The sequence below is a fragment of the Microcoleus sp. K4-B3 genome, assembly GCF_036704615.1.
Lineage (GTDB): Bacteria > Cyanobacteriota > Cyanobacteriia > Cyanobacteriales > Microcoleaceae > Microcoleus.
In genome coordinates this window covers 1-12,698 of sequence record NZ_JAUBSF010000060.1, presented here as the reverse complement: position 1 = coordinate 12,698, position 12,698 = coordinate 1, and the positions used below count along the sequence as shown (strand labels likewise).

General features: G+C 44.5%; 17 protein-coding genes and 1 pseudogene. 10 read left to right on the top strand and 8 right to left on the bottom strand.

Annotation, left to right across the window (positions count from 1 at the left end; translation table 11 throughout):
- Positions 1-34: 34 nt before the first annotated feature.
- The 5 genes from QUA78_RS22005 to QUA78_RS21985 form a co-directional block, all read right to left on the bottom strand.
- A complete protein-coding gene (locus QUA78_RS22005; RefSeq protein WP_333301604.1) occupies positions 35-580 on the bottom strand; it encodes a hypothetical protein in 546 nt (181 codons plus the stop codon).
- A gap of 116 nt (positions 581-696) precedes the next feature.
- Positions 697-1,080, bottom strand: a complete 384-nt coding sequence (locus tag QUA78_RS22000) for a hypothetical protein (protein ID WP_333399015.1) — start codon at positions 1,078-1,080, stop codon at positions 697-699.
- A complete protein-coding gene (locus QUA78_RS21995) occupies positions 1,041-1,334 on the bottom strand; it encodes a hypothetical protein (RefSeq protein ID WP_333301606.1) in 294 nt (97 codons plus the stop codon). Before QUA78_RS21995 ends, QUA78_RS22000 begins: the two co-directional genes overlap by 40 nt.
- A 278-nt stretch (positions 1,335-1,612) precedes the next feature.
- Positions 1,613-1,954 (bottom strand): hypothetical protein, encoded by a 342-nt coding sequence (locus QUA78_RS21990; RefSeq protein WP_333301608.1) that lies wholly within the window; start codon positions 1,952-1,954, stop codon positions 1,613-1,615.
- A 61-nt stretch (positions 1,955-2,015) separates the two neighbouring features.
- Positions 2,016-2,240, bottom strand: a complete 225-nt coding sequence (locus QUA78_RS21985) for a hypothetical protein (protein WP_333301609.1) — start codon at positions 2,238-2,240, stop codon at positions 2,016-2,018.
- A 574-nt stretch (positions 2,241-2,814) separates the two neighbouring features.
- Between QUA78_RS21985 and QUA78_RS21980 the strand changes: the two genes are divergently transcribed.
- From QUA78_RS21980 to QUA78_RS21970, 3 genes are all read left to right on the top strand, one after another.
- Complete coding sequence (locus QUA78_RS21980; protein ID WP_333399014.1) at positions 2,815-3,300, top strand: GIY-YIG nuclease family protein; 486 nt, start codon at positions 2,815-2,817, stop codon at positions 3,298-3,300.
- 68 nt (positions 3,301-3,368) lie between these two features.
- Positions 3,369-3,842: a hypothetical protein gene (locus QUA78_RS21975; protein WP_333301611.1), complete on the top strand. Its 474-nt coding sequence runs from the start codon at positions 3,369-3,371 to the stop codon at positions 3,840-3,842.
- Between the two features lie 82 nt (positions 3,843-3,924).
- A complete protein-coding gene (locus QUA78_RS21970; protein WP_333301612.1) occupies positions 3,925-4,287 on the top strand; it encodes a hypothetical protein in 363 nt (120 codons plus the stop codon).
- 539 nt (positions 4,288-4,826) lie between these two features.
- On the opposite strand, the gene QUA78_RS21965 is transcribed toward QUA78_RS21970, so the two are convergent.
- Both QUA78_RS21965 and QUA78_RS21960 read right to left on the bottom strand, forming a co-directional pair.
- Positions 4,827-5,129: a hypothetical protein gene (locus QUA78_RS21965; RefSeq protein ID WP_333301613.1), complete on the bottom strand. Its 303-nt coding sequence runs from the start codon at positions 5,127-5,129 to the stop codon at positions 4,827-4,829.
- Positions 5,130-5,401: 272 nt separating this feature from the next.
- Entirely contained in the window at positions 5,402-5,791 is a 390-nt protein-coding gene (locus QUA78_RS21960) for a hypothetical protein (protein ID WP_333301614.1), read from the bottom strand.
- 382 nt (positions 5,792-6,173) lie between these two features.
- On the opposite strand from QUA78_RS21960, the gene QUA78_RS21955 reads away from it, so the two are divergent.
- From QUA78_RS21955 to QUA78_RS21940, 4 genes and pseudogenes are all read left to right on the top strand, one after another.
- The gene (locus tag QUA78_RS21955) at positions 6,174-7,604 is read left to right on the top strand and encodes a hypothetical protein (protein WP_333301615.1); all 1,431 of its coding nucleotides are present in this window, start codon (positions 6,174-6,176) and stop codon (positions 7,602-7,604) included.
- Positions 7,605-7,718: 114 nt separating this feature from the next.
- A pseudogene (locus QUA78_RS21950) lies at positions 7,719-7,853 on the top strand (DUF4087 domain-containing protein); the annotation flags it as partial.
- A 55-nt stretch (positions 7,854-7,908) separates the two neighbouring features.
- Complete coding sequence (locus QUA78_RS21945; RefSeq protein ID WP_333301617.1) at positions 7,909-8,304, top strand: nuclease A inhibitor family protein; 396 nt, start codon at positions 7,909-7,911, stop codon at positions 8,302-8,304.
- Positions 8,305-8,385: 81 nt separating this feature from the next.
- Entirely contained in the window at positions 8,386-8,556 is a 171-nt protein-coding gene (locus tag QUA78_RS21940) for a LysM peptidoglycan-binding domain-containing protein (RefSeq protein ID WP_333301618.1), read from the top strand.
- Between the two features lie 3 nt (positions 8,557-8,559).
- Here the strand turns inward: QUA78_RS21940 and QUA78_RS21935 are convergent, their stop codons facing one another.
- Positions 8,560-9,465, bottom strand: coding sequence for a DNA/RNA non-specific endonuclease (locus tag QUA78_RS21935; protein WP_333301619.1), 906 nt, complete (start codon positions 9,463-9,465; stop codon positions 8,560-8,562).
- 356 nt (positions 9,466-9,821) lie between these two features.
- Between QUA78_RS21935 and QUA78_RS21930 the strand changes: the two genes are divergently transcribed.
- From QUA78_RS21930 to QUA78_RS21920, 3 genes are all read left to right on the top strand, one after another.
- Positions 9,822-10,622, top strand: coding sequence for a ParA family protein (locus tag QUA78_RS21930; protein ID WP_333301620.1), 801 nt, complete (start codon positions 9,822-9,824; stop codon positions 10,620-10,622).
- Positions 10,622-11,731: a ParB/RepB/Spo0J family partition protein gene (locus QUA78_RS21925; protein WP_333301621.1), complete on the top strand. Its 1,110-nt coding sequence runs from the start codon at positions 10,622-10,624 to the stop codon at positions 11,729-11,731. Before QUA78_RS21930 ends, QUA78_RS21925 begins: the two co-directional genes overlap by 1 nt.
- Positions 11,732-11,921: 190 nt before the next feature.
- Positions 11,922-12,218: a hypothetical protein gene (locus QUA78_RS21920; protein ID WP_333301622.1), complete on the top strand. Its 297-nt coding sequence runs from the start codon at positions 11,922-11,924 to the stop codon at positions 12,216-12,218.
- Positions 12,219-12,698: the final 480 nt, after the last annotated feature.

Below are 12,698 nucleotides of genomic sequence, written 5' to 3'. Positions count from 1 at the left end.
TTTCGCGCTTAACAATCCCGCGTCTGGTGGGGAATCAGGTTTGAATCAAAAGAGTCTGAGCGATAATAACCTCAAGTTCCATTGACTCTCCGACAATCATCAGACTGGTGTAAGCGTCGGGAGTGGGACTAGCATCATCAGAAACCCGGATAACTTTGGGGTTTTGTAGCTGGCTGAAAACTTGGTAAAGTTCAGTCAGATATTCGATAGCTTCGATCGGCATCAAAATGCCAAAAACCGCCTCTGCCGGAACAGTTCCCTCCATTGTCAACCCTTGGTTCTGAGTAACTGCCCCTAACTCGACCAGCGCATTTCTAATCAAAGGCTGGAAGAGTTCATCAAGGGTTTGATTAGAAATTGTTCGATTTGCCGGAGGTTTGTAAGTAGGAGCTTCGGGATTGAGCGCCTTGATTGCAGCTCTCCGCATTGAAGCATCCCTGGAGAGAATAGCTGCGTCATCAAATGGCTGCTTTGCCCTTTTAATCGACAGCAATGAATCGCCTTCAGATTGAGGCCAGAAATTGTAATCGGCGATCGTTTGGCGCAGTAGTTTTGTTGCTAGTCCTGCTGTTAACACCATGTCAGTAATCAACTAATAAATTATTTTTTAGCTTATATCCCTTTTCTGTTTTTGAGTTCATACACTAAAAAGTTGACTTTTATCCCCATTTGTTATAGAGATAAAAGCCAAAAGTGTTAATCGGGTTCTGACCAATTAACTAAAATAATAGAGACAGAATCTTTGGGGAAATTATTAACTTTAAAGTTGTCCTGTAGAGTCGCCACTACTTGTTCTGCTTTTTCCTTACACTCAAAGAAGTAGGCTTGTTCAAAATCAGTAATCCATTCAGGATTTTCATAGTTAGCCAAGAACAGAATACTACCATGTTCGGTGGCAGCACCCAGCGAATAATAGGCGTAACAGATAACAAATCTTTGCTGAATCAAAGAAGGTAAATCAGCATTAGCATTGGAAACGGGGGAATTGAGCATAAAAAAACCAGTAGCGAACTGGTAAACCGCTGCTGTTAGGTAAGAAACTAGGAAACAAGAGGCTTGAAAGTGTTGATTCTCGTCCAATCGAAAGTATTTCCGATGTAACTGTCAAATAAATGACTGTCACCGCGAAACAAAACCTTGTTGGCAGGAAACCAATGACTTTCGCCACTACAATCTCGAACTAAGGTAAAGGAACGGGAGTAACAGGGAACGATCGGAAGTTCAATTTGACCGATCGCCCAACCCGGACACCAAACATTTCCATAGTGAAAGAAACAGTCTTTTGGTTCAGCAAACCAAGTAATGTGTTCTTGAGTAATTTTTAAGGTTTCCATAGAATTACCAAACAATTGGCTTAAACCTGTTGATTTTCTCCCAATCGAAAGCATTTGCTGCGTAAGTCTCAAAAAGATGAGTTTGACGATGATTTTCCCCACGAATGGCAACTTTATTGGTAGGAACCCAATGACAGCCACCTTCAGCATTACGAACCAAAGTCAAGCAACGGGAATAGCTAGTAGGGATGGGAAGCTCAATTTGACCGTTCGCCCAGCCAGGACACCAATTAGAGGGATTGTACAAGAAGAAACAATCTTTGGGTTTCAGAAACAAATCAATGTGTTTCTGAGATGTTTTCTGTGTTTCCATCGTTTCCACCGTTTCTATCGTTTTTGTTTCTCTTCAATTCAACTTCTGCAACAGCTTGATTGAAAGCTTCATCGGTAGGTTCTTCAATGATACCAATCAAACAAAACCATCGGAGTTGGATAGTTCGTCCGCCTCGGCAAATAGTTTTTTCTGCGCTATGGCATAAGTGCTGGGAGCCACCATTGAGGAGTTGGTCGTAATAATAAGCCAGTCGATCTGGGGTGAGTTCGATCGGTTTCTTCCCACCAAACGGGCAGGAATAGCAGCAGTTGGCTGGTACATTGTAAGCACTTAAATCTCTTGCCATGTGTTTGAGGGTTAGTATGAGTTCTGACCTCCCAGTAGAATGAGAGGTCAGTGGTCAGTAGTTAAACAGATTCTGCAATTTTATATACTGCTAGATACGTTGCATCGGTACTTTGCGGGTGTTTGCCTTCTATCTGGTCGCTTATTGCCAGAGCTATTTTTATCCTTTGAGCTTCAGTTGGTGAAGGAAGCACTTGGTTCTGAAAATAGTATTCAGCAGTGGAATCAAAAAATGTGTCGAGGTCAGTTTCATATTTCAGAAACCTTACTAATTCCTCTAGATTCATGAGTTTTCCAATGGAGTTTCCGAAAGTCTGGAACAAGTCGAACGTCCCGATATTTTGCATTCAACTTTTTCGGAGATTGATAAAGAATGATGAGCATAGATTCTCATAGTTAGAGAGCCAAAACCTCATCACCCCAAAGCGAAGCATGATTTTCCTTGTTCCTGGATTGTCAGCCCGTAAGAAGCGCCAAAGCTGACGTAGCATTTCTTCATAAACTGCTAAGAATCGAGCGAATAGATAGGCAACGTGAATGCAACGGTTTCTGAAACTTGGTTAAATAAACTTTCCTTGACATCGAAAAGCAAGAAATCTGTGACAGTATCTCTAGATTTTGTTGATTACATTCATGAATTATCTAGTTTTTTCAAGAATCAGTGTTAGTTTGATATAATTGTGACAGTAGCAGTTCCATATTTGGAGACATTACTACTGGGAGTGTGGGGTTTGGCAGAATTTCATTGAGCTAAACTTACCGCAGCAATCGTCCAACTAATCTTTTGAAGCCGTGGCGCAACTCGAACTTTTTCCTGAATTTAAACCCAAACCCAGAGTCCTGAAATCTTCTCAACTAACGATGAGTTCTGAGGCTCTGCATTCCTGGAAACAACGCATCCTCGAACATCAACAATCTGCTGCTTCCGAACCACCGCGACAGGGAAACTTATTCGAGCTCGCACCCAATGCCTGTGACCCCAACAGCATAGACCCCTTTGCTCTTGAACTGCACAATCTCTCATTCTGTGAGAAACCGGATTGGGGCGATCGTACTTCCCTCTACTTCGTTATCGACAACGCGCTGCCCCTGCTGCTGTACGTAGGAGAAACGCACCGAACACCGAAACAGCGCTGGGCGAACCACTACTGCTACAACTACGCTGGCAATTACATCGAACTGCATCGGCGTTATTCCTTGGATGTGGCTGTGGGTATCGCATTTTGGTACGGAGCGCCGAGTAATCGAAAGCAGCGGTTACAGTTAGAATCAGAGCTTATTTATAAGTGGAAGTCGCCTTTTAATAAGGAGTGCTGGCAATATTGGGGGCAACCGTTCGGAAAGTGAAGCTGCTGGAATTTAGTATTTTAAAGTTAGAAACCATATAGGAACAATCAGTCATCCCCGAACAAAACATGGATCGATTTGAATTTCAGTTAGCCATGCTGCAAAAAGGAGCAGAAGAACTAGAGAAAAAGATAGCTAACTTCAGTACAATTTTGCAGCAGGTAAAAACGGCGGCAATTACCATTTGGGTAGCCTTAATTGGTTGGGTGTTTGCCAGTAAAATAGAGGCGCTGGTTCCGCTGGGGTACGTTATAATTTTTGGTTTTTGGTTTTTAGAAGCTACCTACTGGAGGGTGCAATTTTATTATATGCAAAGAGCCGCTGCCGTTACCGAATTCTTGAATGATGAAAGAGCTTTAGATGAAAGTTTTAATACCCGTTCTCTACCGGGAGGTCTAGTTCACCCGCTCGGTTCATTAAAAACATTTAAAATGCCTTCTTTGTGGAGAGCTATGCGCGCTCCGTCAATCTATATTTTTTATACCTTTTTGTTGGCTGTCAATTCGGTCGTTTGGTTGATAAGTCTTAAAAACGCTCTCTAACTGGTCGAGATCCGAAAGTGCGATCGGCCGCACAATATCTTCCATCCCAACTAACTAGAACTAGACGCATCTCTACCCACCAATGAAAAAGTACATCAACCTCGCCACCGCCCTCATCGCATCACTCAAGCCCAAATCAAAAACACCCATAATCGACACTTACGGTGAATCCATGCTGACCCAAGACGAGCAGCAAGCTCTCATGGAATGGCTCTTTGCTAGCTTGATGGGCGCTGGATATTTTGGCAAATCTCACCTTATTTGGGATGACGGCAAAGACAGAGAGCGGGAGATATTCACCGCATTAATGAGAAACGAACCGATATTCCTGTACCGCCAAGGAGCGCGACCCACTCCCACAGTTGAGGGATATTGCTGGCAATTGATTGGCGAACATTCCAGTTTGCGTGTGTATCAGTTGGAGATGGAAGTTGAGGGAGATTGAAGGCGATCGATATCGTGACCGACAAAGAAAGTTGCCAAGGTTGTTGTAACCAAAGCCACGATGACCAATGCTCGCCCGAAGTGCACCCATCCCGTAATCGAGCGAACCGATAAGACGCACTAACCGCAATACACGGATAGCCCGTAAGAGTTAAATTAGCCAAGACTTTTACTTAATTTGACTTGAATATATCGATTGTTTTTGGTCTTGAGAACGCGATTAATTATTCAGCAAACCCTAGATAATGATGATGTATTTTTAGCAACACACATAGCAAGTTCTATACTCTGTTTGGGCTGGCAATTTGTTCAAATCCTGTTAAACTGAAGCGCAATAAATCTGGGGGGTGACAAAGAGGTTTAGGAGATAGACGCAATAAGGGTTGCAGCCCGTATACCCTGTTGATAAAAGCGACGTTTATTTCGAGTTAACTTCATTAACTGTTGAATTTATAATGAATGCCAATCGAGATAATTAACCCACTGTTCTCCATCGAAGCCAACGCCAAATGTACTCCGTCTACGGTGTTTTTTTCTCGGTTAGGAGCGGCGAGATACATATTTTTGTACCTGCTTTTTCTGAATTTCAATGCCTTGAAATATCGCGGAAGTGTAGGCGATAGCCATTAACAAAATCATCTTAATCAGTCGGTCTCCCCTTAAACCATTCCCTTCTAGATTATAACCTCCACTCTTGCAATCTCGGAACATTTCTTCAATTCCCATTCGCTCTTTATAAGCGGAGAGCGCTACTGGCAATGAACCCAAATCTGTGAGAATAAACCAGGCGTCTTTTACTTTTAATCCAAGGGTAGTTGCGTTTCCATTTACAGGCGATATCAAATCCTGCTACGGGTTGAGTTTTTCTTACCCTCACTCCTTGAAAGTACAACGAAGTTCCGGGTACTGCTCCTAATTGGTCTAAGCGTTGCCAGATTAAGTTTTTTGTTTCAATACAATGATTCTTTTTCAGCCTTAAACAAAAAGATACACCCATTGCTCCCGGCTAGTTTCCTAAGTCTACCGAACAAAATTCACGGTAGCCCAAAACGATAAGTTTATATTCCTAAAACAAGGGTAAAACTTGTTCGAGAGCGAGGGTTTGTTCTTGTAAGTTACTGCTGCTTAATTTTGGTAACAAACACTCTTTTTAAGGGGATGGCTCTTTTCTGCCAGATTAGGGCGATCGTAAACATATTGATACAGCCCCATTGAGTCCGATCGATCGCCACTGATAGGGTTTGTCCCACAGAGCAATAAGTTGTTAACCAGTAAGCGAGCAAAGGGAACCAAATTAATGCGAGCGTTAATTGAGGTAAGTCCAAAAATCTTTGCAATTTGCGACGGCGACTTTCGGTAGTAATTGGGTAGGGAAATACTCGTGCCAGCCTCTCTAATCTCACTTGTTTCTCTGATTGTATCAAGGAGAGCAAGATTGTGAGTAAAATAAACTGAGCTGATGTCAGTTGTTTTTGTAAGTGGGTCTGATAGAATGTTGGTAACATTAATTTTTGAGATAGGCTAGCTTGTAAGAATTCGGCTGCCTATCTTTTTTTACCACAAGTGGGTTAAATTTTTACGCTCTCTGGGTTTAGGGCGGGTTGTCACCCCCCCAGGCAATAAATCATTGTTCCAGATTCAAGACTATTGTGTATAGCTGAATATGTCATTTTTATTCTAATGTTGAAATCGTTCACTGTCAGAATAATAGCCGTCAATTATTGAAATAATTTAAGTAATAAAACCTGTTGAAGCAAGCCTTTTCATCAAAATACTTTTGACTGTTAAGAAATGCAAAATAATAAATAGAATCTTGTAACTTGTGATACACATATAGCAGTAACATCTAAAATTATTTAATTTCTCTCTTAATTCGGAGGTTTTCCTATGGCGATCGAACTTTCAAATCTAACGTTTACTGCCCAGGATGATATTGTCCCCTCGTCTGGGGTAGAGCAAATACTCAATACAGGTGTTGCTAATACTCTTGCTGGCAACGACAGTATCAGTGGTGATCCTATAAACATTCTCAGCGAGGTTCTCAACGGCACTAGCGAGCATCTCCATGGCGTCTACAACAGTGGCACACTTCATACCGATGATGGTAACGACATAATTACTGGCATCGGCAGGAAATACGACATTTTTGCGGGTGCGGGCATTTACAACACAACAGGAACCATTGAAACTGGAAATGGTAACGACAGAATCACTGGCCTTAGTTCGAGCCGAGGCATCCAAAGCTTATCTGGCATTATAAATACTGGTGATGATAACGACACAATCACAGGTGCTGCCACATCCCGTAGCATTAGTGAGCTCGGTAGCGAGTTCGGGATTGGTATATTTACATCTCACAGCACTCTCGATACTGGAAAGGGCAACGACTTAATTACTGGTACGGCATTGGAAAGTGCTTACGCTGTCGGTACCGACAACTTTCTAAGCACCATCACTACCGGTGATGGTAACGACATAATAATTGGTAATAGCGCGGATGGTAGCGTGGGTATTAGGAATAGGGGATCTATTAATACTGGGAATGGCAACGACATAATCACTGGTACTGATACCGGATCTAGATCTTTCTTCTTAGGCAGTGGTATTTACAATTATGAAGACATCACGACTGGTGATGGCGAGGACATAATTACTGGTACTAGCGATGTCGATGGTATTGTCAATAACGGTACTATTTATAGTGGTAATGGTGCAGACTCCATCATTGGTCGTGGAGGCTTTTTCGATCAATATGACCTTTACTATGGAGGTAGTATTGAGAATAGGGGTACCATCAATACTGGTGAAGGCGCAGATTCTCTCATTGCCGAGGGGATTTTTACTAACACAGGCGGGGTGTTTTTAGGAGATGGTAACGACTCGATTACTGCATCGATCATTGCCGAAGTAGGCCTTCCCAACCTTGCCATTGAGAACTTCAATGCCATTGAGACTGGGGATGGTGACGACATAATCACTAGCAGTGGTGTCATTTACAACCAGGGTGTTATTAATACTGGTAATGGTAAAGACTCCCTTATTGTCGATGGAGGCTTTGAGGGTACTGGTAGCGTATTTTTAGGAAATGGTAAAGACTATCTCAAGGGTTTTGGTAGTGGTAATTTCGATGGCGGAAACGGTAAAGACGCACTGGAATTAACGTCAGGAAGTTATACCGTTGGCATATCGGGAACAGGGGTAAACTTCACCAAGGGTAGCATTATTATGAATACCTCTGGGTTTGAAGAACTCATAGCTGGTAGCACAAAGTATGATTTCAGCCGTCTAACCAACGGTCAAACGATTAGTGTCGCCTAGCAGTCTGTTTGAGAAGTAGGGGACAGCTAGTTAAGAGAAAAGCTTTACTGTCCTAAAGCGCCCTTGATTCACTGATAACGCTTGTTTCCAATCTCCTGAAAGAATGGGAGCTTTGGTTTGGGGATGGGTTGTGGTTGTATGGATGTGGTGACAGATAGCGCTCGATTCAGAATTAGCGAAATTCGGGGTAGCGAATCATTGCCGCTCTCAACCTGTCGCGAAGATCCGAATTTGCCAAAAAGTCCTTAGTTTCAGCCAACACCAACTGTACAATCACAGTAAAGCTGATGAACCAACCGCCACCATGACCGACTCCATCCCCACCCAACTCAAAAAAGCTTCCGAGGGCTTGCTCTTCCTCAGCGAAACCGACGCCCCCTTTGAGGTTATTCATTGGCAGGTACAGGAAGAACTCACTCCGACGAAGCTGCTGCAACTGACGAACCATCCACCCGATGCTCCCGTTGAAATGCGGACGGTTGACGAGTTCTTTGCAATCGCCACCGCACAAGAAGACTGGCACGACCGGGAGGAACGGGAAACGGTGCAGCGCTTTCAGAACTTGGTCAGCGTGTTGAAGCAGAACCTATCGCAGTTGCAGGTTTACCGAGTGGGCAGCATTGAGATTGATGTTTACATCGTCGGGATGGCTCAAAATGGCGATTGGGCGGGGCTGTCAACTCAGGTAGTGGAAACTTAACAGTTTTTCAGTCTCAAGGTAGAGAAAAAAGCTCGGGCAAACAGCGAAACTTAAGCAGTTTTAATCAACCAAGAGGAATGTATGGCTCAATCTTACACGGTCAAAGAAGGCGATACGCTTTACGGCATTGCCGAACAATTCTACGGCGACGGCAACGAATGGGAACAGATTTATCTAGCAAACCAAGAAGTTATTGGAGATAACCCGGATTTAATTTTACCCGGACAGCAATTAACTATTCCTGACCAATAGCTTTTACTGGCTGTCAACTTTTCCCTCAATCACTTGCTGAACCTGCGGGGGTACGTTTGATAAGAAATTCAGTTTTGTCTCCTGTTCAACTCTTGCCACGGAAACTCGAAAGCTTTTCCATCCCCGGCCTTTGACGTTGGCATCGTTCGGCATCATCACGGCAATCGTCCGGGTATTGTTAGTAATTCCCTGCAACCCCAATCCCGGTCGGTCTAAGACAACAATGACTTTCCAAGTCTTTGTCGGCACTGCAATCTTTTGTGTTTTGCCGATCGCGCCTTGCTTCCCTATGGGCCCGGCTACGATGTAAAGTTCCTTGCCCTGCTGCACCAATTCGCGGCAGTAATCTTCCAAGTCGCCCCACACGCCCCTGTTGAGTTCTGGGACTTGCGGCATCATGTTGGTCATCAGGAATGTGCTGCTGTTATCGGGTTCGGTGCGGGTTCTATCGGCACTGGGTGCAATGTGTCCCCGGTCGTAACCGCTTCCCGCGTAATCGTTTGGGCGGACTTTGTACCAAGCATCCGGGAGGGCTTCGTCGGGGCGGAAGTTGTCTTGGCGATCGGCTGCTCCAATCCAAGATTTATTGAGCTGCCAGGAAACCCAGTTAGCGGTCTTAGTTTTGCTGTTGTAGCTCATCACGTACTGAAGCTTCACCATCAGGTAATTGTCAATGCTGGCAATGCTAGCAACTGCATTGCTGGGATTGCCCAGAAGCAAATTGCGGTTATTTATGCTTGAGCTGATGGGTTCTCTGGTTCCTGGTTTTGGCGTTGGACGTTGAACCCTTGGTTTTTCGCGATCGACTTGAGGAAGCCGAGACGATGGCGATGGCGCTGTCAGGTTGCAGCCACTAACAATCCCTACCAACATCAGAGCGATCGCTCCCCGTTGCCACAATTTCCTCACTCTCAACCGCTCCCATTCTCGTCGTCCATGCCAAGCTTATCAGCAACCTGCCACTTAACAGAAAGAATGCCGACCATTATCTCAAATAAGTTGTGACCAACTTGGCTATCAGTCGATGCTGTGATCCCAAAAAACCTGTAGATACTTTTCAGTGTTTGTGTGGAATGATTCATTGCGAGTCAAGTGCTGTAAAAAGCGGACTATCGTGTGAGTAACTTTCGCTTCCAACCAATCGGCGATCGGCATTGACTGCTAGTCGTATCTTAAAAAACGAAGCAAATGTTCTGTCGTATCTTAAAATACGACGAGGCAAACTTTCTGTCGTATCTTAAAATACGACTTTTGTGAGTGAAGTTATGGCAAAGCAGAAAATTATTATTGGAATTTTAGCCAATGCTGGCGGTGTTGGGAAAACAACGTTAGCAGTACATCTCGCTTACGAGATATGCAAACGGGGACTCAAAGTAGCTTTAATCGACCTCGATCCTCAACGAGCTTTAGATGTATTCTGTGGCTTACCGAGCGCAGAAGTTGAAAATACAGTTGTCCGAGTATTTGACAAAGACTTCGACGGAAATTGGCCCTTGGTTTCGGCTTGGAACCATCCCGATATCGAAATCTGTCAAGGTCATCCCGCTACCGCACAAGTGGCAAGCGATTTGGTCATTCGGAGACGCGGTGAATACGTGCTGGCCGATCGCTTCAAGAGCCATCCCCTACGCCACGATGTGGTGATCTTAGACTGCCCTGCCACCATTGGAATCATTTGCGAAAATGCAGTGGCGGCCGCCACCGGCATACTAATTCCCCTTCAGTTAGAGATGAAATCTGTCTCCGGTGTAGCTGACTTGACGCAGTGGTTGATTGGAATTGCTGACGACTTAAAGCTAGAACCACGCCCTCCAGTCTTAGGCTTAGTTCCCAGCTTATATGACAACAGTCGCGCCATTCACCGCCAGTACCTCCAGCAGTTACCTGAAGTCGCCCAACAACTGCGAGTAAAACTATACCCGCAGATTCGAGATTCCTCAGAATTCAAGAATGCAAGCGCCAACGGCCTGCCTTTACAAAAATACCGCCCAGCCCATCCCGCTTGCAAAGACTTCAAAGCGATCGCTGACGACCTCGTTACGTTAGTAAAGAAAGGAAAACTTTAATGGGTAAACTGCCTAAAATAAACGAACGCTTTGCGGGTGCTTATCAAGCGACTGACCAAGCCCAACGAATTGCCCAATTACAAGCTGAAGTAGATAGGCTGCGAGCTACACCATCTCCAGAGCTAGAGCAACAAATGGCAGCTTTGCGAGAGCAACTGAAAGCGCAGTCGGGTGAATTAGAAGTAGCTGTAGATTTAATTGACCCCAATCACTACCAACCTCGCCAGACAATTACACCGGAAAGCATTCAAACTTTGGCTCGGAGTTTGGCTCACGACGGGCAAATTACTCCACTGATCGTCATTCCTCAAGGTGAAAGATACTTGTTGTGGGACGGACAACGGCGTTGGGAAGCGGCTAAACAGTTGGGTTGGAAAACAATGCGGGCTGTCACTGCCCCCATGCCTCAAGATTTACATCGCAAAGCGCTGTTGACGTTTATCCATCACGAAGACCTCAACCCATTGGATAAGGCTGAGGCGATTATTCAGGAAATAGCTACCACTACCAGTCGTGAGGCTGAAGAGATTTCTACTGTACTCTCAACAGTTTTGCGGCGTTTGGAGCGTTCTTCTCAGGCTCATCAACTGGCTGCCCTCGTGACGGCTGCGACAGAAGAACAGCAGCAAGGAGTGAAATCTTTGGGAGTGAGCGAAACGGAGGAAAAGTTGCTGTTAGCTTTGTTGGATTTGGCTTTAAATCCCGCTTCGGTGAAGGCTAACTTGATTCCTATGTTGTCCCTGCCAAAGGATTTGAAGACAGCAATTCGACAGCTAGGGCTCAAAGGAGCGCACGCTTTAGCTTTGACGGTTTTATCTACGAAGACTTTAAAGACTTCTGAGCGTCAGGCTAAGAAGGAGAGGATTGAAGCGACTAACCAAGTGATTGAGCAAGATTTGACGGTAGCGAAAACTCGTGAGTTAGTGGGACAGATCAAAGCTAAATACCTAAAATCAGTCACTTCTGAGTCGAAAGAAGTCACAACATTGGTGCGGGGGGTTAAGAAGTTATCGAAAGTAGTGATGGTTTCGACGAGCGCCGAACAACTGACGGAGTTGCGCCAAGTTTTACAACAGAAGCTTTCGGAAATTGATGAAATTTTGAGCTAAAAATCATAAATTTAAAAATGGCTTAGGCTTTCTGGTTGACAGAAAAAATGGCGATCACCCCCTGCTCGATTCATTCGGTGAGACAAGGCCCGCCCCAAGCGGTGATGTTTCTCAGTCGTGCGGTGAAGGGGACAAAGCTCAAAAGCGAAGCAATGGAGTTGTTTGGAAAACTTACACCCACCATCAAGCCGTGCTCAAATCAGTCGTTCACCAAAAACAAGTGATTGCTGATTCTTCGGGGCAAGCAGCTACGGTGTGGGATTTGGGTGGTCAACCTGCCTCATATTCTGGTAAAGAGTACAGCCGACTGTTTAAGGAGCGTAGTTTAATGAGTAAACTGCAAGCACCCGATAAAGAAGCCACGGTCAGGTTTACCGTGGATATGTCCGAATCTTTGCACCGTAAACTGTCGATGTTGGCAGCAAAGACAAGGAGCAAGAAAGTAGATCTCGTGCGGATGCTGTTGGAGGATGGGTTAAAAGAATAGGCGTAGGGGTAAGGATTTTCTTGATATTGGGTGATCGCTGTACTCGGAATGTGGCGATCGCTTTTTCATGCTACCGGGACTTAAACAAGTTTTAAGCCCAAACAAACCCCAAACTAATGCACAGTTTAAATATCCATATTGTTGTGTAGCAACCAACCCACAAATCTATACCTAACTGTATTAAAGCTTTTGGAATAATATCTGTAAAAATTAGAGAAAAAAAGACAGAAAAAAAGACGGATTCTCAATCAAAAAACAGTTTTTTAATTAAAAGCGCTGGGGTTGTTAACCTCTGATTGCGCCCTACTACCAGCTTCAACCTTCCGAATTCCTAGTCGGGTTTTCGTGGTTAGATTGGGAGTCACACCCATACCTGGGGGAGCGGGCTTTCGCGACTATCATCTTAGAGTAATCCAAGGAAAAAATGATCCAAAATCAGGGATACTAAGAGAATAATTAATGTGCAATCTGCTGTATGTC